This window comes from Limnohabitans sp. TEGF002 (genome assembly GCF_055395845.1).
In genome coordinates this window covers 2459783-2479473 of sequence record NZ_AP029224.1, presented here as the reverse complement: position 1 = coordinate 2479473, position 19691 = coordinate 2459783, and the positions used below count along the sequence as shown (strand labels likewise).

Here is a 19691-nt window from a genome sequence, read left to right as displayed (position 1 = left end):
AGGTTGAGAATGCGACAATTCTCCCATGAACCTGGAGAAAAATGTCCCCCTGCAGCCGTACAACACGTTCGGCATCGCCGCCAAAGCCCAAGCTTTGGTGCGGGTGCGCTCCGAAGCCGACCTTTTGGCGGTGCTGGCCGACCCCGCTTTGGCTACTTTGCCCCGGCAAGTGCTGGGCGGCGGCAGCAACATCGTTTTGACGGGTGACGTGAAGGCGCTGGTGCTCAAGGTCGAGGTGCCGGGCATCCGTTTGGCGTCAGAAACAGACAAACACTGGATTGTGGAAGCTGGCGCAGGTGTGGACTGGCACCACCTGGTGGCCTGGACGCTGGACCACGGCTACCCCGGTCTGGAAAACATGGCGCTCATCCCCGGGACCGTGGGCGCATCGCCTGTGCAAAACATCGGCGCCTACGGCGTGGAGTTGCAAGACCGCTTTGACTCGCTCGACGCCATGGACCTTTTTACCGGGGAGCTGTTCAGCCTGAATGCCGCGCAGTGCGGCTTCAGCTACCGCGACTCGGTGTTCAAACACGCCTCCGTCGGCTCTGGCGGCCCGGATGGCTTGGGTCTGGCGGGCAGGGCGGTGATTTTGCGGGTGCGCTTTGCACTTCCCAAACGCTGGAAGCCCGAACTGGGCTACCTGGATCTGGAGCGCAAAATGGCCGAGACGGGCATCCATAACCCCGATGCCCGGCAGATTTTTGACTGGGTGGTGGCGATCCGCCGCGCCAAACTGCCCGACCCGGCAGTGATTGGCAATGCCGGCAGTTTCTTCAAGAACCCCACCGTCACCCCCGAGCAATGCGCCGACATCATCGCCCGCGAGCCTAAGGTGGTCCACTACCCCATGCCCGACGGTAGCATCAAGCTGGCGGCAGGCTGGTTGATCGACGCCTGCGGCTGGAAGGGCAAAACCGTGGGCCATGCCGGTGTCTATGAAAAGCAGGCGCTGGTGTTGGTGAACCGGGGTGGACGCGAGAACCCTTGCACGGGTGGCGAAGTGATGACTTTGGCCAAGGCGATTCAGACCAGCGTGTACGAGCGGTTTGGGATTCGGCTGGAGCCGGAGCCTGTGGTGATCTGATGTTTTTTGTTTGTGGCTTTGTTCCGCACTGGGTTTTGGCCTGAGCGGTCTGCCTCATAACTCGCTTCGCTCGCCAAATCGGCCGATCCGCTCAGGCCAAAACCCAGCGCTATGTCGTTGAAAACCTCAATATTCGCTAGTGTTGCAACAGGTACAGCCTTGGTGCGGGTGTCTGCCGGACTCGCCGATTTGGCGAGCGAAGCGAGTTATGAGGCGAGCCGGTAGGCACCCGTACCGAGGCGGAAAACACCCACAAAACCAAGCAAGACAACAAAAAACGGCCCGAAGGCCGTTTTTCATTGGGACAGCAAAAATCACTTCTTGCCGCTGCCATCCAGCTTGTAGATGTGTGGACCTTCGCCCACCGACAGCAGGCCAGCATGCGCGTAGATGCCCAGCTTTGCGCGGGTGTCCACGATGTCGAGGTTGCGCATGGTCAGCTGGCCGATGCGGTCCAGCGGGCTGAACGGCGCGTCTTCCACTTTTTCCATCGACAATCGCTCAGGGGCATAAGTCAGGTTGGGCGACTCGGTGTTCAGGATGCTGTAGTCATTGCCACGGCGCAGCTCCAGCGTCACGGTGCCGGTCACGGCGCGGGCCACCCAGCGCTGGGCGGTTTCGCGCAGCATGATGGACTGCGGGTCGAACCAACGGCCTTGGTACAACAAGCGGCCCAGGCGCAGGCCGTTGATACGGTACTGCTCGATGGTGTCTTCGTTGTGGATGCCAGTGACCAAGCGCTCGTAGGCGATGTGCAGCAGGGCCATGCCGGGGGCTTCGTAGATGCCGCGGCTCTTGGCTTCGATGATGCGGTTCTCGATCTGGTCGCTCATGCCCAAACCGTGGCGGCCGCCGATTTCGTTGGCTTTCAGGAAAAGCTCGACCGGGTCGGCGTATTCCACGCCGTTCAGCGCCACGGGCATGCCTTCTTCAAAGCGCACGCTCACTTCTTCGGCCTTGACTTCCACTTCGGGCTTCCAGAACGCCACGCCCATGATGGGGTTGACGATCTTCATCCCGCTTTGCAGGCTTTCCAGGTCCTTGGCTTCGTGGGTCGCGCCCAGCATGTTGCTGTCGGTGGAGTAGGCCTTTTCGGCGCTCATCTTGTAACCAAAACCGTTGGCGGTCATGAAGGCGCTCATTTCAGCGCGGCCACCCAGCTCGTCGATGAACAGCTGGTCCAGCCAGGGCTTGTAGATTTTGAGGCTCGGGTTGGTCAGCAAACCGTAGCGGTAAAAGCGCTCGATGTCGTTGCCCTTGAAGGTTGAGCCGTCGCCCCAGATGTTGACGTCGTCTTCCTTCATGGCGGCCACCAGCATGGTGCCGGTCACGGCGCGGCCGAGAGGTGTGGTGTTGAAGTAGGTGATGCCGCCAGTGGAGATGTGGAAAGCGCCGCACTGGATGGCTGCAATGCCTTCGTGCGCCAGTTGGGTGCGGCAGTCGACCAAGCGGGCTTTTTCTGCGCCGTATTCCATCGCTTTGCGGGGAATTTCGTTGTAGTCGGACTCGTCAGGCTGGCCGAGGTTGGCGGTGTAGGCGTAGGGCAGGGCGCCTTTTTGCTTCATCCACAGCAGGGCGGCAGAGGTGTCCAGGCCGCCCGAGAAGGCGATACCGACTTTTTGCCCTTTGGGCAGGTTTTGCAGAATGGTGCTCATGAGGGAATCAACCGAAGTGGCAAATGTAGTGGTAAGGCTCGGTCACACGGATCTCGAACTTGGAGTTGCCAGGGATGCTGAATTCTTCGCCTGCGCTGGATTTGACCCATTCGGTGCTGCCGTCGAGCTTGTATTCGCAAGAGCCGCCCACGCATTCCATGATTTCAGGGGCGCCGGTGTTGAAGGTCAGGGTGGCGGGCAGGATCACGCCCACCGACAGCTTGGTGCCGTCGGCCAGGGTCAGGCCGTGGCTGACACATTTGCCGTCAAAGTAAACATTGGCTTGGGTGTTGACGGAGACGCCGTCGATTTTTTCGGTGGTCATGGGTAGGTTTCCTGGGGCGGGCAAGGCCCGCGTCTATGGAAAAGGGCGTCTTGAGACGCCCTTTGTGTCAAATCAAGCCTGCATTTTAGGCCAGACCGTGGGGAGTCTGACCGGCTGTCATGCCGTGCAGCGCTTTCAGCGCCAGTGGCCGTGTCGGTGTCCGCCGCCCCATCCCCAGCCCAAGTTGACACCGGTGTAAACCGGCGGATAGCTTCGGTAGACCGGGGCGGGCACATAGACCACGCGGGACTCCGTGACCACGGTGGCAGGTGGGAGATGGCTCACGATGGTGGTTGCAGGGGCTTCAGAGCGGGTAGGGCTCATCGGCGTCACTTGCAGCGCGATGGTGGGTCCGGGGTCTTGCGGCAGCTGTACGTTGTATTGCTTTCCCGCGTATTCATAGACCACGTTGTAACCAACCAGGCGGTTTTCGTAGACAGTTTGGGTCGTGCACGTGTTTTCAGGCTGTGGTGGGTTGCCTTGGCTTTCCACTTTGTTGCCCAGCAATGCGCCCCCGATCACACCGACCATCGTGGCCAAGCCCTGGCTGTCGCGCCCCCCGAGTTGGCTGCCAATCACGCCACCGGCAATGGCGCCAATGATGGCACCGCCACCGGATGTCTGCGTGGGTGCCTGAGGTGCGCTTTGGACGCAGGTTTGACGAGGCACTGCCACTTGCTGGTACACGGCGGTGCGCGATATCACTTGACCCACTTCTTGGGCCTGTGCGGCAGCTGCGGCGATGCACAACAAAGTGGTGAGTGTCAGTTTTTTCATGGCTTCGTGTCCTTGCGTTCTGCGTGCTTTGAGTTTATGCCGCGCGCAGCGTCTGAACCATCGTGTTTGGGTAAAGTTTTGTGACAGGCCGCTCAGGCAGGCCACTGGTCGGGCGTGAAGCCCACCGTGAACTGGCCAGATGGCCAGGCAATGACAGGGCGTTTGATGGTGCTGGTGTGCTCCAGCATGACTTTTTTGGCGCTGGCGCTGTCGGTCACGCTGGCTTGCTGGGCAGGGTCGAGCTTGCGCCAAGTGGTGCCTTTGCGGTTGAGCAGGGTTTCCCAGCCCACGGCAGCCAGCCAGGCGTCGACCTCGGTCGCTGGGACGCCTTGCTTTTTGAAGTCATGAAATGTGGCGTCGATCTCGTGGTCAGCCAGCCAGGTTCGGGCTTTTTTGACGGTGTCGCAATTGGGAATGCCGTAAACGATGGGGTGCATGGTGTTTGCTGAAAGAGTAGTTGACCAGTCTGGGCGACAATCGCCGCCTATGAAGACTCTACAGGAATGGCTCGACTGGTGCGAGCAGCTACACCCCGTGGCCATTGACATGGGCCTTGAGCGCGTGAAAACCGTGGCCGACCGCATGGATTTGCGCTTTGACTGCCCGGTTATCACCGTGGCGGGCACCAACGGCAAGGGCTCGACCTGCGCCATGCTGGAGGCGGTGTTGCTCCAAGCGGGGTACCGTACAGGCGTCTACACCTCGCCACATTTGGTGCAGTTTGAAGAGCGCTGTCGTTTGCACGGTGAATCGGCCTCGGCAGAGGTGTTTGCCGAGGCTTTTGCCGCTGTCGATGCGGTGCGAGGCGATGTCAGCCTGACTTATTTCGAGTTCAGCACCCTGGCGATCCTGCACCTCATGGCCAAGTCCAACCTGGATGTGGCCATTTTGGAAGTGGGTTTGGGCGGGCGTCTGGATGCGGTCAACATCATTGACGCCGATTGCGCCGTGATCACAAGCATCGACATCGACCACACTGCCATATTGGGCAAAGACCGCGAAAGCATTGGCTTTGAGAAGGCGGGCATCATGCGCGCAGGGCGTCCGGTGATCGTGAGCGATCCGGTTCCGCCGCAAAGCGTGATCGACCATGCCGGCGCAGTAGGGTCCGATGTCTGGCTGTTTGGTCGGGATTTCAACTTCTCTGGGGACAAGCAGCAGTGGGCTTGGGCGGGCCGTGACCGCCGCTACAGCGGCATGGCTTACCCAGCCCTGCGTGGGGCCAATCAGCTGATCAATGCCTCAGGCGTCTTGGCCGCACTGGATGCCTTGCGCCAGCGCATCCCTGTCACGGCTCAGGCGGTGCGCAACGGCTTGGCCATGGTGGAGTTGCCAGGGCGTTTCCAGATCGTGCCGGGCCAGCCGGTGCTGGTGCTGGATGTGGCGCACAACCCTCACTCGGTGGCGGCGCTGGCAGCCAATCTGGACGCCATGGGTTTTTACCCCACCACCCACGCGGTGTTTGGCGCCATGGCCGACAAGGACCTGCTGCCGATGCTGCAAAAGGTCAATCCGATGATTGATCGCTGGTACTTCACTGATTTGCCCTTGCCCCGAGCCGCCAAAGCAACCGACTTACAGCAAGCCTGGCAGGCCCAAAACAACCGCAACGACAGCGCGTCCAGCGTCCACAACGAGCCGATGCAGGCGCTGCAAGCAGCCATCGATGCAGCGGACCCGGCTGATAGAATTGTCGTCTTTGGCTCTTTCTATACCGTGGGCGGCGTTTTGAAAGACGGCATCCCCCGTCTGCAAGCCAAACACCTCAGCCCTTGAGCTCCACGCCATGGCCTTTTTCAAGTTCCGATTTCCTGGTCAAACTGCCTCTGCTGAGGCGGTGACTGCTGGCCCCAATGAAAACATTGAAGTGGTTCGCCGCCGCGCGCGGCATCGTTTGATAGGGGCTGTTGTGTTGGTGCTGGTGGCTGTGGTGGGATTTCCGCTGCTGTTTGACACCCAGCCCCGGCCTGTCGCAGTGGACACACCCATCGTGATTCCTGACCGGCAAACCACGCCGCCTTTGGCCAGTGGTACCCCTGTGCCTGCGAGCCAGGCACCTGCCAAACCTTTGCTTCCCGCTTCAGAGCCTGTGACGGCCCAAGCCAGTCTGGATGCCCGCGAAGAGGTGGTGTTTCCTGCTTCATCGGCAGTGTCATCCCCCCAAGCTGAGCCCGCCAAAGTGTCCCCTCCGGTTGCAAAAGTCATCGACAAAGAGCCTGCTGCCAAGAAGGAAGTCCCTGCTGCCGCTCCAGTGAAGGCCGATAAGCCTGCTCCAGTGGCCAAGCCCAAGGACGATGGGGACAAGGCGCAGGCGCTGCTCGAGGGCAAGCCGCCTGCCAAGGCATCAGCAGGGCGCATGGTGATTCAAGTTGGCGCTTTCAGCGACCCTGCCAAAGTGCGCGAAGTGCGCAGCAAGCTGGAGCGGGCGGGAGTGACAACCTACACCCAGGTGGTGGAACGGGATGGCAAGAGCACGACCCGTATCCGTGTAGGCCCTTACGAAACACGTGAAGAGGCCGACAAAGTGGCTGCCCGCATTCGCAAGCTCGACTTGCCAGTGTCCTTCTTGAAGATCTGACATGGCGGTCAGCCTCACCGATTGGCTTTTGTTGGGGGTGTTGTTGGCCTCCATGCTGATGGGGCTTTGGCGGGGTCTGGTGTACGAGGTCTTGTCCTTGGCTGGCTGGGTGGCTGCTTTTGTGGTGGCGCAGTGGTTGGCTGCCGATGTGGTGGTGTGGTTGCCAGTCGTTCAGGGCGCACCTGAATCGGTTCAATATGCCGTGGCTTTTGCTTTGGTTTTTATCGCCACGGTGTTTGCTGCAGGCTTTTTGTCCTGGTTGATCAAGAAGCTGGTGGAAACCGTGGGCTTGCGCCCGGTGGATCGGACTTTGGGCGGTGTGTTTGGGCTGGCGCGGGGACTGGTGTTGTTGTTGGCTTTGACCGTCGTCCTGCAATTGACGGGCATGGCGCGCGACAGCTGGTGGGCAACAGCGCAAGGCCCGGTTTGGCTCAATACCATTCTGACGGGCTTGAAACCCCTTTTGCCCCAAACCTTTGTGGAATATTTGCCCTGAATTCGAGGGTAGTTCGATTTTTGAACGGAAATAAGTATGTGTGGAATTGTCGGCGTGGTCAGTAGCGCCCCGGTCAATCAGTTGATTTATGACGCCTTGTTGCTTTTGCAGCACCGTGGGCAAGATGCGGCGGGCATTGTCACGCAGCTGGACCGCAAGTTTTTCATGCACAAGGCCAAGGGCATGGTGCGCGACGTTTTCCGTACCCGCAACATGCGCAGCTTGCCCGGCAATTGCGGCTTGGGTCAGGTGCGTTACCCCACGGCGGGCAACGCTTTCAGCGAAGAGGAAGCGCAGCCTTTTTACGTGAATGCGCCTTTTGGTCTGGTGCTGGTACACAACGGCAACTTGACCAATGCGCACGCACTCAAGGCCGAGTTGTTTTCCGACGACCACCGCCACATCAACACCGACAGCGACTCCGAGGTCTTGCTCAACGTGCTCGCCCACGAATTGGAAAAGACCACCCGTGGCTTGCCCCTTAAGCCGTTGGATGTGTTTGAAGCTGTGCGCGGCGTCAACCGCCGTGTCAAAGGCTCTTACGCTGTGATCGCCTTGATTGCAGGCCATGGTTTGGTGGCTTTCCGTGATCCGCACGGTATCCGTCCTTTGTGTGTGGGCCGCAGCGAAGACGGCACCATCATGCTGGCCAGCGAGTCGGTGGCGCTCGATGGCACTGGGCACCAATTTGAGCGCGATGTCGCGCCAGGTGAGGCTATTTTTGTAGACCTGCAGGGGCAGATGCACAGCGCGCCTTGCAGCGACAAAGCCCAACTGAGTCCCTGTATTTTTGAATACGTGTACTTGGCTCGCCCTGACTCCACCATGGACGGTATTTCGGTTTACCAAGCCCGCTTGAATTTGGGCGAGACACTGGCCAAGCGCGTGATCTCGACCGTGCCGCCCAGCGACATCGATGTGGTGATCCCAATCCCGGAGTCCAGCCGTCCCAGCGCCACGCAGTTGGCGCACCTGCTGGGCATCCCATACCGCGAAGGTTTTGTGAAAAACCGCTATGTGGGCCGCACCTTCATCATGCCGGGCCAGGCTGTGCGCAAAAAATCGGTGCGCCAAAAGCTCAACACCATCGTGAGCGAATTCAAAGGCCGCAATGTGCTGCTGGTGGACGACTCGATCGTGCGCGGCACCACCAGCCGAGAGATCGTGCAGATGGCGCGTGACGCTGGAGCCCGTAAGGTCTACATGGCCAGTGCGGCCCCTCCTGTGCGCTACCCCAACGTGTACGGCATCGACATGCCCACCAGCCAAGAGTTGGTGGCGCACGGCCGCAGCATCGAAGAGATCCGCGAGATCATTGGCTGTGACGCCCTGATTTACCAGGACGTGGACGCCATGAAAACCGCCGTGGCCCAAGCGCGTGTCAACGCAGCTGGGGCGCTGTCTGATTTTGATGCCTCCTGCTTTGACGGCGTGTACGTGACGGGCGATATTTCCATCGACGACATCACCCGTTTGAACGAAACCCGACTCCAGGTGGAAGAGGGTGATGACGACAATTCGCGTTTGGCTCTGCCCAACGCCAGCGAGTGAGCAAGCGCCATGACCGATCCCAACCGATTTGACGACCTGCACATCGAGACCCTGGCGGTGCGTGCCGCTGTGGAGCGCAGCCAGTACGGTGAAAACTCCGAAGCCCTGTACCTGACCAGCGGTTATGTCCAGCCCACAGCCGCTGCTGCTGCTGCCCGATTTGCGGGCGATGAAGAGGGCTACACCTACGGCCGCTACGGCAACCCCACTGTGAGCAGCATGGAAATGCGCCTGGCCGCGCTCGAAGGCACCGAAGCGGCCATGGGCACGGCTTCGGGCATGTCCGCCATCCTCATGATGTGCATGGGCCTCTTGAAGGCGGGCGACCACGTGGTGTGTTCACGCTCGATGTTCGGCTCGACCATCAAATTGATCGGGTCTGATTTGGCCAAGTTCGGCGTGGAATCGAGCTTTGTCTCGCAGACCGATTTGTCCGAGTGGGCATCGGCCATCCGACCCAACACCCGTTTGCTGTTTGCCGAAACCCCCACCAACCCACTGACCGAGGTGTGCGACATCCAGGCTTTGGCCGACTTGGCGCACAACGCTGGCGCCTTGTTTGCCGTGGACAACTGCTTTGCCACACCCGCCTTGCAACGCCCGGTGGCCATGGGGGCCGACATCATCATGCATTCGGGCACCAAGTACCTGGACGGCCAAGGCCGTGTGATGGCGGGGGCCTTGTGCGCCTCGCAGCAAATGGTCACCGAGAAATTTTTACCGGTGCTCAAAAGCGGCGGCATGACGCTCGCGCCCTTCAATGCCTGGGTGGTCCTCAAGGGCCTCGAAACCCTGGACCTGCGAATGCGGGCTCAAACCGCCCGTGCTCAGATCCTTGCCGAATGGCTGGAAAAACACCCCGCAGTGGCCCGGGTTCATTACCCAGGTCTGACGAGCCACCCTCAACACGACTTGGCCATGCGTCAGATGTCTGGCTTGGGTGGTGCGGTCTTGTCCTTCGAAGTGAAAGCCGAGGGTCCGGAGCAATCGCGACAGCGCGCATTCCATGTCATGGATCAGATGAAAATGTTGTCCTTGGCGACCAATTTGGGCGACACCAAAACCATGGTGGCTCACCCCGCCAGCACCTCGCACGGTCGGCTGACCGAGGCGCAGCGCCAAGCCGCAGGCATTGGCCAAGGCTTGATCCGCGTGGCGGTGGGCTTGGAGTACCCGCAAGATGTTCAAAAAGACCTGTCCTACGGTCTCGATACCCTTTGATATGACGACACCTGTTCACACGCGCACCCGTTTCGCCCCATCGCCCACCGGCTTCATTCACCTGGGCAACATCCGCTCCGCTCTCTACCCTTGGGCCTTTGCCCGTGCAACGGGCGGTGACTTCATTTTGCGCATCGAAGACACCGATCTGGACCGCTCCACACAAGCGTCTGTGGACGTCATCATCGAAGGCATGGCTTGGCTGGAACTGAATCACGATGAAGGCCCGTTCTACCAAATGCAACGCATGGACCGCTACAAGGCGGTGCTGGCCGAGCTGATTGCCGCTGGCCATGTTTACCCCTGTTATATGAGCATGGAAGCCTTGGATGCGCTGCGTGAGCGCCAAATGGCCAGCAAAGAAAAGCCCCGTTATGACGGCACATGGCGTCCTGCTGACGGCAAAACTCTGCCTGAGATTCCCGAGGGCGTGAAACCTGTATTGCGTTTCAAGAACCCGATTGGCGGTGTGGTGGCGTGGGACGACAAGGTCAAAGGCCGCATCGAGATCAGCAACGACGAGCTGGACGACTTGGTCATCGCGCGCCCCGACGGCACGCCCACCTACAACTTCTGCGTGGTGGTGGACGACATCGACATGCAGATCACCCATGTGATCCGCGGTGATGACCACGTGAACAACACGCCACGCCAGATCAATATCTTCAGAGCCTTGGGCAAAGAGCCGCCGGTGTATGCCCACTTGCCTACCGTGCTGAACGAGCAGGGCGAGAAGATGAGCAAGCGCAATGGCGCCAAGGCTGTGACGGCTTATCGCGATGAGGGCTACTTGCCTGATGCCATGGTCAATTACCTCGCGCGTTTGGGCTGGAGTCACGGTGATGATGAGATTTTCAGCCGTACGCAATTTTTGGAGTGGTTCAATCTGGACCATTTGGGCCGCAGCGCCGCGCAGTTTGACGAAGCCAAACTCAAATGGGTCAACGCCCAGCACCTCAAGGCCATGAGCGATGACGCATTGGTCCAACACGTTCAGCCATTCTTGGCCAAACTGGGCGTCGTGGCAGATGAGCGATTGGCTAACATCTGCGGCCTGTTCAAAGACCGTTGCGACACGCTGGTGGTGTTGGCGCAATGGATTTCGGCTTTCTATCTGGATGTGGTGCCCAACCCGGATGAAAAAGCCCAGCATGTGACCGATGCGGTCAAACCTGCTTTGGCCGTTTTGGCTGGCAAGCTGGCCACATGCGCTTGGGACAAGGCCTCGATTGCTGCGACCATCAAGGAAACCTTGGGCGAGACGGGCCTCAAAATGCCGCAAATCGCCATGCCGGTTCGCGTGTTGGTGATGGGCACGGCCCAGACCCCTTCGCTGGATGCGGTGCTCGCGTTAAGTCACAGAGAAAAAATTCTGGAGCGCTTGAAAAACGCCTGAATTTCTGTCTATAATTCAAGTCTCGACACCAACGAGGCATAACGAAAAAGCAGCAGTGCTCAACGTTGTACCAAAGGGGGTATAGCTCAGCTGGGAGAGCGCTTGCATGGCATGCAAGAGGTCAGCGGTTCGATCCCGCTTACCTCCACCAAAGTGTCGAGAAGATTCGAAAGAATCAGTCCAGGTTATGACCCTATCGTCTAGAGGCCTAGGACATCACCCTTTCACGGTGAGTACCGGGGTTCGAATCCCCGTAGGGTCGCCAAGTTTTGTAGCACTTGGTCAGCTGCTTCAGCAGTTTGACAAAAGTTACAGCTACCAGGAGTGGTAGTTCAGTTGGTTAGAATACCGGCCTGTCACGCCGGGGGTCGCGGGTTCGAGTCCCGTCCACTCCGCCAAAACGAAAAACCGTTGTAAATTTCTGATTTACAGCGGTTTTTTTATTTTCGACCGTCTTTCGCGCTGCTGCACCGCGTGACAAAATTCACAACATTTGGGGTTTGCACACAAAATTAAAAGCCGCTCAACTTGCGTTGAACGGCTTTGTTATTTATGAGCTCATCAGCCCATGGTTCAGGCTTTACAGGCCAGCGGCTGCTTTCAGTGCGGCTGCGCGGTCGGTGCGCTCCCAAGTGAAGTCTGGCTCGTCGCGGCCAAAATGACCGTATGCGGCTGTCTTGCTGTAGATAGGGCGCAGCAGGTCCAGCATCTGGATGATGCCTTTGGGCCGCAGGTCAAAGTGCTCGGCCACTAAGGCTGACAACTTGTCGTCAGAGATCACGCCGGTGCCAGCGGTGTTCACCGTGATGTTCATTGGGCGGGCCACGCCAATCGCGTAAGCCACTTGCACTTGGCACTGGGTGGCCAGGCCGGCGGCTACGATGTTTTTGGCCACGTATCGGGCGGCGTAAGCGGCCGAGCGATCCACTTTCGAAGGGTCTTTGCCGGAGAACGCACCACCACCGTGTGGGCAAGCGCCGCCGTAGGTGTCCACAATGATCTTGCGACCCGTCAAACCGCAATCGCCCTGAGGGCCGCCAATGACGAAACGGCCGGTGGGGTTGATCAGGTACTTGGTGTCTTGCAGCCACTCTTTGGGCAGCACGGGCTTGATGATCTCTTCGATGATGGCTTCGGTGAAGCTGGCCTTCATCTTGGTCGATGTTTCCGACTGGTCGGGGCTGTGCTGGGTGGACAGCACCACGGTGTCGATGCTGTGGGGCTTGCCGTCCACATAACGCATGGTCACTTGGCTCTTGGCGTCAGGGCGCAAGAAGGGCAAGCGGCCGTCTTTGCGCAGCTGGGCTTGGCGCTCGACCAAACGGTGTGCGTAGTAGATGGGGGCGGGCATCAGCTCAGGTGTTTCTGAGCAAGCGTAGCCAAACATCAGGCCTTGGTCGCCCGCGCCAATGTTGAGGTGGTCGTCAGACGCGTGGTCCACGCCTTGGGCGATGTCGTTAGATTGCTTGTCGTAGCAAACCATGACTGCGCAACCTTTGTAGTCGATGCCGTAGTCGGTGTTGTCATAGCCGATGCGTTTGATGGTGTCACGGGCGACTTGGATGTAGTCGACGTGCGCGTTGGTGGTGATCTCACCCGCCAACACCACCAAACCGGTGTTGGTCAGGGTCTCAGCAGCCACGCGTGAACGTGGGTCTTGCTCGAAGATGGCGTCCAAAATCGCGTCAGATATTTGGTCAGCCACTTTGTCTGGGTGGCCTTCCGAGACGGATTCGGAGGTGAAGAGGAAATTACTGGACATGAAAAAAGCTCCTAAATTTTCAGGGGTTTGTCGGCGTTGCCGACCCTGAAAACCCGGAGCCTGGCGAACGCTTTAGCAGGATTTATAAATCGCCCTGCAAGTAGTTCAGATAACTCGGCGATATCTAAATTATAAAAGATCTCAAAAAGTCCTGCCCGAAATCATGTCCAATACAGGCATGGACATTCCTTCCCCCATTGAAAACCGCTTGGTTGACCTCGAAATCAAGGCGGGCTTCACCGAAGACCTGCTTGACCAGCTCAATGCGCAGGTGTACCGCCAACAGCTGCAAATCGACACGCTGATGGCCGAGTTGCGGCAAATGCGAGACCGTCTGCCCGAATCTGGCGGCGGCGCTGAAATGCGCAACCTGCGCGACGAAATCCCGCCCCATTACTGACAACGGTTGTGACGACCATGCTCAGCGTTCTGGACATTCGTGACTATTTGCTTGCGCTGGGTGCGAATGAGCGTCATGTGCAACGCGTGCTGCGCCTTTGGACGCAAGCCAAACCGCAGGACAGCGGTCGCAGACCGCTGGAAAGCTTCATGCCCACGACGGTGCGCGAAGCTTTGCCCGCGCTCAGCGCCACGCTGGCAGGCCTGGCCACCTTGCGCGAGGAACACCCCGGCCAAGACGGTTCGGCCCGTTTGCTGGTGGGCCTGCAAGACGGCCAGACGGTGGAAAGCGTGCTGCTGCCGCGCGACGGCTTGTGCGTTTCATCCCAAGTGGGCTGTGCAGTCGGTTGTGTGTTTTGCATGACGGGGCGAGAGGGTTTGATCCGGCAGGTGGGCAGCGCCGAGATCGTGGCGCAAGTCGTGTTGGCCCGCACGCTCAGACCCGTCAAAAAAGTGGTGTTCATGGGCATGGGCGAGCCTTCGCATAACTTGGATGCGGTGATGGAGGCCATCGACCTGCTCGGCACGGTGGGCAACATCGGGCACAAGAATTTGGTGTTTTCGACCGTGGGCGATGCGCGTGTTTTTGAGCGGCTGCCCCAAGGCCGCGTCAAACCTGCGCTGGCCTTGTCGCTGCACACCACCCGGGCCGAATTGCGTGCGCAGTTGCTGCCCCGAGCCCCACGCTTTGACCCGCAAGATCTGGTGGCGGCGGGCGAGGTGTACGCCCGCGCCACTGGCTATCCAATCCAGTATCAGTGGACGCTGATCGAGGGCGTGAACGACAGTGACCAGGAAATCGAGGGCATCGTGCGATTGCTGAAGGGCAAATACGCACTGATGAATATGATCCCGTACAACGCGGTGCCCGATTTACCTTATACAAGACCGAGTTGGGAGAAGGCCGCCGCCATTGCCCGCACGCTGCACCAGCGCGGGGTGCTGACCAAGTTGCGCCAGTCAGCGGGGCAAGATGTGGATGGGGGCTGTGGGCAGCTCAGGGCGCGCGATGTGCAGCGAGTCAAGCCTGTCACTCTGTACCCACGGGTCAACGCCCCGGCAGTCTGACCAAGCCGCTGGAGAGCGAAGTGCCCAGCAAAATCACCGCGCCGCAGAGCAGCATCCAGGCGGTGACGCTCTCGCCCAAAAACAGCACGCCATAGGCGATGGCAAACACCGGAACCAAAAAGGTGACGGTGAGGGCGCGTGCAGGTCCTGAGTTTTCGATCAACTTGAAGTACAGAATGTAGGCCACCCCGGTGCACAGCACCCCAACCACGATCAATGACCCCCAGGCCGAGGCACTGGGCCAGTGGTCAGGGCGGAACCACAGTGCTGGTAATGCCAAGGCCAATGTGGCGCCAATCTGGCTGCCGGTGGCCGTGACGAGTGGCGGCAGACTGGGGATGTGTTTCTTGGTGAAGCTGGCTGCCAAGGCATAGCAAGTGGTGGCAGCCAAGCAAGCGAGCACCGCCCAGGCTGGAGCAATGCCTGAGTCGTTGGGTTTGAAGCTGGCTTGCCCTCCGGCCAGCAACACAACGCCGCCGAAACCGATGCCTAAGCCCACTGTGCGAGACAAACTGGGCTTGTCACCCAACCAGACCCAAGCCACCACCGCGCCAAACAAGGGCACGGTGGCGTTCAGGATGGATGAAAAACCCGTGGTGATGTGCATCACCGCAAAGGAATACAAGACAAACGGCACGCCGCTGTTGAGCACGCCGACAAACAGGACGGGCTTCCAGTGTTGACGCAGTGCTCCCCAATGGCCTTTGGCCAACATCAGGGGCAGCAAAAACAGTGAGGCAATGGCCACCCGAATGGCCGCAGTAGGCAAAGCGCCCATCTCCACCGCTGCCAGGCGCATGAACAGAAACGAAGAGCCCCAGATGGCGGCCAGCAGCAAAAAGTCGGCCAGCCAGCCTTTGGCGTGAGAAGAAGTCATTTAAGGGGATTTGTTAGACAGCCGGGTGGCCTTCGAGTTTCAGCAGGGCCTGTTTGCGCCACAGACCGCCGGCATAGCCGGTGAGTTGACCACCCGAACCCAAGATGCGGTGGCAGGGCACGATGATACTCACCGGATTTCGCCCCACCGCAGCGCCGACGGCGCGCACGGCTTTGGGATTGTTCAATTGCCTTGCCAGATGACCGTAACTTTGGCTGGAACCCGATGGGATGGTGAGCAGGGCTTGCCAGACGGCTTGCTGGAAAGGGGTTCCGGCGGACAAGTCCAATGGCACATTGAATACCGTGTGTTGTCCAGAAAAATAGGCCAGCAATTGCGTTTGGGTCTGCTGTAGAAAGGTATTGCTCGGGTCGATGCGCCAAGACTGAATCATTGTCAGGCTTGGGCCGTGTTTCTGGTTTTCAAACCAGAGTCCGCACAAACCTTTTTCACTGGCGGCAAGGGTGATCAGGCCCAATGGACTGTTGACGGCATGTGTGCTGCAATTTTTCATCATGTGATTTTTGGCGATCGTTTCAGCCAGTCTGAGTGGGGCGTGGCAGGTGCGTGTCGACACCTACAATGTAGGTCATCTCTTTACTCTGGAACAGCCTCTTTTGTTGGCTCGACACCATGCAAGTCACTCCTTCGATCTTCAAAGCCTACGACATTCGCGGCGTGGTGCCGTCCACCCTCAACGAGCAAGTGGCTGAAGGGCTGGGGCGAGCCTTTGGAACTCAGGCGATGGCAGAAGGACAGACCACGGTCGCCGTGGGGCGGGATGGGCGTCTGAGCGGCCCCGTTTTGTCGGCAGCACTGATTCGTGGTTTGGTCGCTGCAGGTGTACAGGTGATCGACATTGGTCTGGCGACCACACCGATCTTGTACTTTGCCGCGAACACCGCTTGCCAAAGTGGCATTCAGGTGACTGGCAGCCACAACCCCAAAGATTACAACGGTTTCAAAATGGTGCTGGCAGGTCGCGCCATTTACGGCGACGAGATACAGGCTTTGCGCCAAATGATGGAGACCGAAACCTGGAAGCTGCGCGAAGGCGGCAGTGTCAGCTCTCTGGATGTGTTGGCAGATTACACGCAGCGCATCGTCGGTGACATCCGCTTGGCGCGCCCAATGAAGATCGTGGTGGATTCGGGCAACGGCATTGCCGGCGCTTCAGCCCCTGCCATCTTCCGTGCCTTGGGCTGCGAGGTGGTTGAGTTGTTCAGCGAGGTCGATGGCAACTTCCCCAACCACCACCCCGACCCGAGCAAACCCGAAAACCTGCAAGACCTCATACAAGCGCTCAAAACCAGTGGGGCTGAGCTGGGCTTGGCTTTTGATGGCGATGGCGACCGCCTGGGCATCGTCACGAAGGATGGCAACAACATTTACCCCGACCGCCAGATGCAGCTGTTCGCTCAAGATGTGCTCAGTCGCGTGCCAGGCGGCACCATTTTGTTTGACGTGAAGTGCTCTCAGCGCTTGGCCCCAGCCATTGAAGCTGCGGGCGGCAAGCCGTTGATGTACAAAACCGGGCACTCGCTCATCAAGGCACAAATGAAGGCCATTGAGGCAGCAGGTGGCCAAGCGCCTTTGGGTGGCGAGATGAGCGGCCACATCTTCTTCAAAGAGCGCTGGTTTGGTTTTGACGACGGTACTTACGCAGGCTGTCGCCTGCTCGAAATCGTGAGCAAGTCTCCCGATGCCAATGCCATCCTCAACGCCTTGCCCGCCAGCTTCAGCACGCCAGAGTTGAATGTGGCCTGCGCCGAAGGCGAACCGCACAGCGTGACTAAGACCTTGCAGGCCAAAGCAGCGAGCGCTTTCAGCGCCCCCGCCAAAGTGTCTGACATCGACGGCCTGCGCGTGGACTGGCCCGATGGCTTTGGCCTGATTCGGGCATCGAACACCACGCCGGTGTTGGTGTTGCGTTTTGAAGGCCAGACCGAAGCGGCCTTGCACAGGATCGAAGCTGAGATGCTTGCGCTGTTGCGTTCGGTCAAACCCGATGCGCAAGTGGGCGCTTCGGCGCATTGAGCCGGTCAGCCCAGGAAAAATGATCCATGAACAAGCCCGATTCTGTGTTGAGCCAAGACCCTGAGGTCATCGTCTTCAACCTCAAGCAGCGCTACACAGGCGTGTCAGCCACCATCAATGCGCTCGTGCCCTTGCAGGCCAAGCAGTGGCATTTGGGGTTTTGTGGCACACGCATGTCCAACGGCATCGATGGCATGTCGCTGGGGCAGGCGATTGAGCTGTCGCGCAAGCCGCCCGCCGGGCGCGCTTTTAGGATCTGGCATGTGCGACGTGATCCGGAAATGATGGTCGCCATTTTTGCGCGGGATGTGTTGCGTCTGCCCATCAAGCTGGTGTTTACCTCGGCCGCCCAACATTTGCATGGCTGGTTTCCACGGTGGCTGATCTCCAAAATGGACGCGGTCATCTCCACCACCCCTTTGGCTGCCAGCTTTGTGCCCAATACCACCGCAGTGGTTCCGCATGGCATTGATTTGTCGCGCTTCAGTCCTCCGCCTGACAAACTGAAAGCTTGGGCTGATTCAGGCTTGCCAGGTGAATACGGCATCGGTGTGTTTGGCCGTGTGCGACCCGATAAGGGCAGCGATGTGTTTGTGCAAGCCATGATCCAGGCCTTGCCGCAACTGCCGGGTGCCACGGCGGTCATCGCTGGATTGGCTCAGCCCCAGCATCAGGCCTACCAGCAAGATCTGCAGCGTCAGATCGATGACGCAGGCTTGCACGATCGCATCGTTTTTCTGGGGGAGGTGCCTGCCGGTGAGGTGCACCTGTGGTACCAACGCTGTCTCTTGTGTGTGGCTTGCCCACGCTACGAGCCGTTTGGACTCACACCTTTTGAGGCAGCTGCGACCGGCTGCGTTTTGGTGTGTTCGCGAACGGGTGCCTTTGATCAATTGACCATACCCGGAGAAACAGGAGAAATGGTGGATACCGGCGATGTCGACGGCCTGCGCCGCGCTGTGGTGTCCGTCTTGGCTGATCCGGTGCATGCCGTCCGCATGGGAGAGGCTGCGCGTGCGCGTGTGACGGAGCATTTTTCTCTGGCCCGTGAGGCAGAGGGTATCGGCCGTGTTTATCGTGGACTCATTGAAAAGGCCAGTGCTGGATGACTCAGGCCTCCCGCACGTTGACGTGGGTCGAGCGGTTGGCGTTGACTGCCTACGATCTTTTGTTAAGGGCTTTGCAGCCCGTACTTCGCCGAAAGCTCAGTCGTCGTGCTCAGAAAGAGCCGGAATATCGGCTGAATGTGGCGCAACGCTTTGGCTTTTATACCGGCGACATTCCTACGGGTAGCTTTGTCTGGTTGCATGCAGTTTCCTTGGGTGAGACCCGCGCCGCAGCCCTCCTTTTGCCAGCTTTGCGAGCCACTTATCCTGGGATGCGACTTTTGTTGACGCACAGCACAGCAACAGGTTGGGTGCAGGGGCGATCTTTGCTGCTGCCCGGAGATGTGCAGGCTTGGTTGCCTTGGGACACAGCGCAGGCAACGCATCGGTTCTTGATGCATTTCAAACCCCAAGTTGGGCTGCTCATGGAAACCGAAGTTTGGCCACGTTTGGTTTTGGCCTGCCAGCGCGCGGCCGTGCCTTTGTGTTTGCTCAATGCGCGCATGAGCGAAAAATCCTTTAGTCAAGCCACGCGTTGGGCCGTGCTTTCTGGTCCTGCCTATCGGGGCTTGAGTTTGGTGCTTGCTCAATCAGAAGCGGATGCGCAGCGATTGAAAAAATTGGGTTGCCAGGATATTCGGGTGATGGGCAATCTCAAATTCGACGTAGACATCTCAGAGCATGCAAGAGCCCTGGCCAAGTGCTGGCAGAGTTCTTTGTCCGTTCGTCCAGTCGTGATGCTGGCCAGCACACGAGAGGGGGAGGAGTCTTTGTGGTTGCAGGCTTTGCAGTCAGATCCCGAACGCTTGGCTCGACTCAATGCGTTCAATATTTTGTGGTTGGTTGTACCTCGTCATCCTCAGCGTTTTGATGAGGTGTATGACTTGATTGAACAAGCCGGATTGCGTTGTGTTCGCCGAAGTGTGTGGGCAGAGGGTGTACCGGATGACCAGACCCTGGCATCGACCGATGTGGTTTTGGGCGACAGCTTGGGTGAAATGCAGGCCTATTACCTTGTGAGTCGCATGGCGCTGCTGGGCGGCAGCTTTGCACCCTTGGGGGGGCAAAATCTCATCGAGGCGGCTGCTTGCGGATGTCCAGTGGTCATGGGGCCGCATACTTTCAATTTTTCTGAGGCTGCTGCTTTGGCGAAGAAAGAAGGCGCTGCATTGCAAGTACAAGATATGCATGCCGCATTGGACCATGTGGCCTTGGTATTGGCCGATCCCCAATGGCTTGATCAAGCGCAAATGGCTGCAGTTCAGTTGCTTCAAAACGGGCGTGGGTCCGTGGCTCGGCACATTCAGGCATTGCGTTCGTCAAAACACCTCAACATGAGCGGGACTGTTGTATGAC

Annotated in this window: 19 protein-coding genes and 3 tRNA genes; 15 read left to right on the top strand and 7 right to left on the bottom strand. The window is 59.0% G+C overall.

The features are described 5' to 3' along the window. Nucleotides 1-25: 25 nt before the first annotated feature. Complete coding sequence (murB, locus tag ACZ5SR_RS12335) at nt 26-1087, top strand: UDP-N-acetylmuramate dehydrogenase (protein WP_464448954.1); 1062 nt, start codon at nt 26-28, stop codon at nt 1085-1087. 314 nt (nt 1088-1401) lie between these two features. On the opposite strand, the gene argG is transcribed toward murB, so the two are convergent. The 4 genes from argG to ACZ5SR_RS12315 all read right to left on the bottom strand — a co-directional run bounded on the left by argG (nt 1402) and on the right by ACZ5SR_RS12315 (nt 4281). Then, on the bottom strand, nt 1402-2742 hold the full coding sequence (argG, locus tag ACZ5SR_RS12330; protein WP_053174808.1) for an argininosuccinate synthase: 1341 nt from the start codon (nt 2740-2742) through the stop codon (nt 1402-1404). Nucleotides 2743-2749: 7 nt separating this feature from the next. After that, entirely contained in the window at nt 2750-3067 is a 318-nt protein-coding gene (gene ppnP / locus ACZ5SR_RS12325; RefSeq protein WP_300711282.1) for a pyrimidine/purine nucleoside phosphorylase, read from the bottom strand. A gap of 135 nt (nt 3068-3202) precedes the next feature. Next, nucleotides 3203-3844 carry a glycine zipper 2TM domain-containing protein gene (locus tag ACZ5SR_RS12320; protein ID WP_464448953.1) on the bottom strand — a complete coding sequence of 214 codons (642 nt, stop codon included), beginning with the start codon at nt 3842-3844 and terminating at the stop codon, nt 3203-3205. 92 nt (nt 3845-3936) lie between these two features. Beyond that, nucleotides 3937-4281, bottom strand: a complete 345-nt coding sequence (locus ACZ5SR_RS12315; protein WP_464448952.1) for an ArsC family reductase — start codon at nt 4279-4281, stop codon at nt 3937-3939. Nucleotides 4282-4330: 49 nt separating this feature from the next. Between ACZ5SR_RS12315 and folC the strand changes: the two genes are divergently transcribed. The 9 genes from folC to ACZ5SR_RS12270 all read left to right on the top strand — a co-directional run bounded on the left by folC (nt 4331) and on the right by ACZ5SR_RS12270 (nt 11484). Then, nucleotides 4331-5620, top strand: coding sequence for a bifunctional tetrahydrofolate synthase/dihydrofolate synthase (gene folC / locus ACZ5SR_RS12310; RefSeq protein WP_464448951.1), 1290 nt, complete (start codon nt 4331-4333; stop codon nt 5618-5620). Between the two features lie 10 nt (nt 5621-5630). Further along, complete coding sequence (locus tag ACZ5SR_RS12305; protein WP_464448950.1) at nt 5631-6422, top strand: SPOR domain-containing protein; 792 nt, start codon at nt 5631-5633, stop codon at nt 6420-6422. A 1-nt stretch (nt 6423) separates the two neighbouring features. Continuing rightward, on the top strand, nt 6424-6918 hold the full coding sequence (locus tag ACZ5SR_RS12300; RefSeq protein ID WP_464448949.1) for a CvpA family protein: 495 nt from the start codon (nt 6424-6426) through the stop codon (nt 6916-6918). Nucleotides 6919-6954: 36 nt separating this feature from the next. Then, a complete protein-coding gene (purF, locus tag ACZ5SR_RS12295; protein ID WP_464448948.1) occupies nt 6955-8469 on the top strand; it encodes an amidophosphoribosyltransferase in 1515 nt (504 codons plus the stop codon). A gap of 9 nt (nt 8470-8478) precedes the next feature. Then, complete coding sequence (locus ACZ5SR_RS12290; protein WP_464448947.1) at nt 8479-9690, top strand: O-succinylhomoserine sulfhydrylase; 1212 nt, start codon at nt 8479-8481, stop codon at nt 9688-9690. 1 nt (nt 9691) lies between these two features. After that, nucleotides 9692-11086: a glutamate--tRNA ligase gene (gltX, locus tag ACZ5SR_RS12285; protein WP_464448946.1), complete on the top strand. Its 1395-nt coding sequence runs from the start codon at nt 9692-9694 to the stop codon at nt 11084-11086. 75 nt (nt 11087-11161) lie between these two features. Continuing rightward, a tRNA-Ala gene (locus tag ACZ5SR_RS12280) sits at nt 11162-11237 on the top strand. Between the two features lie 38 nt (nt 11238-11275). Next, nucleotides 11276-11351 (top strand) — tRNA-Glu (locus ACZ5SR_RS12275). A 56-nt stretch (nt 11352-11407) separates the two neighbouring features. Further along, nucleotides 11408-11484 (top strand) — tRNA-Asp (locus tag ACZ5SR_RS12270). Between the two features lie 182 nt (nt 11485-11666). Here the strand turns inward: ACZ5SR_RS12270 and metK are convergent. Continuing rightward, on the bottom strand, nt 11667-12848 hold the full coding sequence (gene metK / locus ACZ5SR_RS12265) for a methionine adenosyltransferase (RefSeq protein WP_090047504.1): 1182 nt from the start codon (nt 12846-12848) through the stop codon (nt 11667-11669). Nucleotides 12849-13026: 178 nt separating this feature from the next. Between metK and ACZ5SR_RS12260 the strand changes: the two genes are divergently transcribed. After that, entirely contained in the window at nt 13027-13248 is a 222-nt protein-coding gene (locus ACZ5SR_RS12260; RefSeq protein WP_464448945.1) for a SlyX family protein, read from the top strand. Between the two features lie 17 nt (nt 13249-13265). After that, a complete protein-coding gene (locus ACZ5SR_RS12255) occupies nt 13266-14315 on the top strand; it encodes an RNA methyltransferase (protein WP_464448944.1) in 1050 nt (349 codons plus the stop codon). On the opposite strand, the gene ACZ5SR_RS12250 is transcribed toward ACZ5SR_RS12255, so the two are convergent. Further along, on the bottom strand, nt 14296-15192 hold the full coding sequence (locus tag ACZ5SR_RS12250; protein ID WP_464448943.1) for a DMT family transporter: 897 nt from the start codon (nt 15190-15192) through the stop codon (nt 14296-14298). The two genes, ACZ5SR_RS12255 and ACZ5SR_RS12250, sit on opposite strands and share 20 nt — an antisense overlap. A 13-nt stretch (nt 15193-15205) precedes the next feature. After that, the gene (locus tag ACZ5SR_RS12245; RefSeq protein WP_464448942.1) at nt 15206-15706 is read right to left on the bottom strand and encodes a methylated-DNA--[protein]-cysteine S-methyltransferase; all 501 of its coding nucleotides are present in this window, start codon (nt 15704-15706) and stop codon (nt 15206-15208) included. A gap of 119 nt (nt 15707-15825) precedes the next feature. On the opposite strand from ACZ5SR_RS12245, the gene ACZ5SR_RS12240 reads away from it, so the two are divergent. From ACZ5SR_RS12240 to ACZ5SR_RS12230, 3 genes are read left to right on the top strand one after another with little or no spacing between them, the layout of a single operon-like run. Beyond that, nucleotides 15826-17229: a phosphomannomutase/phosphoglucomutase gene (locus ACZ5SR_RS12240; protein WP_464448941.1), complete on the top strand. Its 1404-nt coding sequence runs from the start codon at nt 15826-15828 to the stop codon at nt 17227-17229. A gap of 26 nt (nt 17230-17255) precedes the next feature. After that, entirely contained in the window at nt 17256-18338 is a 1083-nt protein-coding gene (locus ACZ5SR_RS12235; RefSeq protein ID WP_464448940.1) for a glycosyltransferase family 4 protein, read from the top strand. Then, on the top strand, nt 18335-19690 hold the full coding sequence (locus ACZ5SR_RS12230) for a 3-deoxy-D-manno-octulosonic acid transferase (RefSeq protein ID WP_464448939.1): 1356 nt from the start codon (nt 18335-18337) through the stop codon (nt 19688-19690). Before ACZ5SR_RS12235 ends, ACZ5SR_RS12230 begins: the two co-directional genes overlap by 4 nt. Nucleotide 19691: the final 1 nt, after the last annotated feature.

What these genes read in the sequence shown, in the direction of transcription:
- murB (WP_464448954.1), top strand. Translation starts at nt 26, where the DNA reads ATGAACCTGGAGAAAAATGTCCCCCTGCAGCCGTACAACACGTTCGGC.
- argG (WP_053174808.1), bottom strand. Translation starts at nt 2,742, where the DNA reads ATGAGCACCATTCTGCAAAACCTGCCCAAAGGGCAAAAAGTCGGTATC.
- ppnP (WP_300711282.1), bottom strand. Translation starts at nt 3,067, where the DNA reads ATGACCACCGAAAAAATCGACGGCGTCTCCGTCAACACCCAAGCCAAT.
- ACZ5SR_RS12320 (WP_464448953.1), bottom strand. Translation starts at nt 3,844, where the DNA reads ATGAAAAAACTGACACTCACCACTTTGTTGTGCATCGCCGCAGCTGCC.
- ACZ5SR_RS12315 (WP_464448952.1), bottom strand. Translation starts at nt 4,281, where the DNA reads ATGCACCCCATCGTTTACGGCATTCCCAATTGCGACACCGTCAAAAAA.
- folC (WP_464448951.1), top strand. Translation starts at nt 4,331, where the DNA reads ATGAAGACTCTACAGGAATGGCTCGACTGGTGCGAGCAGCTACACCCC.
- ACZ5SR_RS12305 (WP_464448950.1), top strand. Translation starts at nt 5,631, where the DNA reads ATGGCCTTTTTCAAGTTCCGATTTCCTGGTCAAACTGCCTCTGCTGAG.
- ACZ5SR_RS12300 (WP_464448949.1), top strand. Translation starts at nt 6,424, where the DNA reads ATGGCGGTCAGCCTCACCGATTGGCTTTTGTTGGGGGTGTTGTTGGCC.
- purF (WP_464448948.1), top strand. Translation starts at nt 6,955, where the DNA reads ATGTGTGGAATTGTCGGCGTGGTCAGTAGCGCCCCGGTCAATCAGTTG.
- ACZ5SR_RS12290 (WP_464448947.1), top strand. Translation starts at nt 8,479, where the DNA reads ATGACCGATCCCAACCGATTTGACGACCTGCACATCGAGACCCTGGCG.
- gltX (WP_464448946.1), top strand. Translation starts at nt 9,692, where the DNA reads ATGACGACACCTGTTCACACGCGCACCCGTTTCGCCCCATCGCCCACC.
- metK (WP_090047504.1), bottom strand. Translation starts at nt 12,848, where the DNA reads ATGTCCAGTAATTTCCTCTTCACCTCCGAATCCGTCTCGGAAGGCCAC.
- ACZ5SR_RS12260 (WP_464448945.1), top strand. Translation starts at nt 13,027, where the DNA reads ATGGACATTCCTTCCCCCATTGAAAACCGCTTGGTTGACCTCGAAATC.
- ACZ5SR_RS12255 (WP_464448944.1), top strand. Translation starts at nt 13,266, where the DNA reads ATGCTCAGCGTTCTGGACATTCGTGACTATTTGCTTGCGCTGGGTGCG.
- ACZ5SR_RS12250 (WP_464448943.1), bottom strand. Translation starts at nt 15,192, where the DNA reads ATGACTTCTTCTCACGCCAAAGGCTGGCTGGCCGACTTTTTGCTGCTG.
- ACZ5SR_RS12245 (WP_464448942.1), bottom strand. Translation starts at nt 15,706, where the DNA reads ATGAAAAATTGCAGCACACATGCCGTCAACAGTCCATTGGGCCTGATC.
- ACZ5SR_RS12240 (WP_464448941.1), top strand. Translation starts at nt 15,826, where the DNA reads ATGCAAGTCACTCCTTCGATCTTCAAAGCCTACGACATTCGCGGCGTG.
- ACZ5SR_RS12235 (WP_464448940.1), top strand. Translation starts at nt 17,256, where the DNA reads ATGAACAAGCCCGATTCTGTGTTGAGCCAAGACCCTGAGGTCATCGTC.
- ACZ5SR_RS12230 (WP_464448939.1), top strand. Translation starts at nt 18,335, where the DNA reads ATGACTCAGGCCTCCCGCACGTTGACGTGGGTCGAGCGGTTGGCGTTG.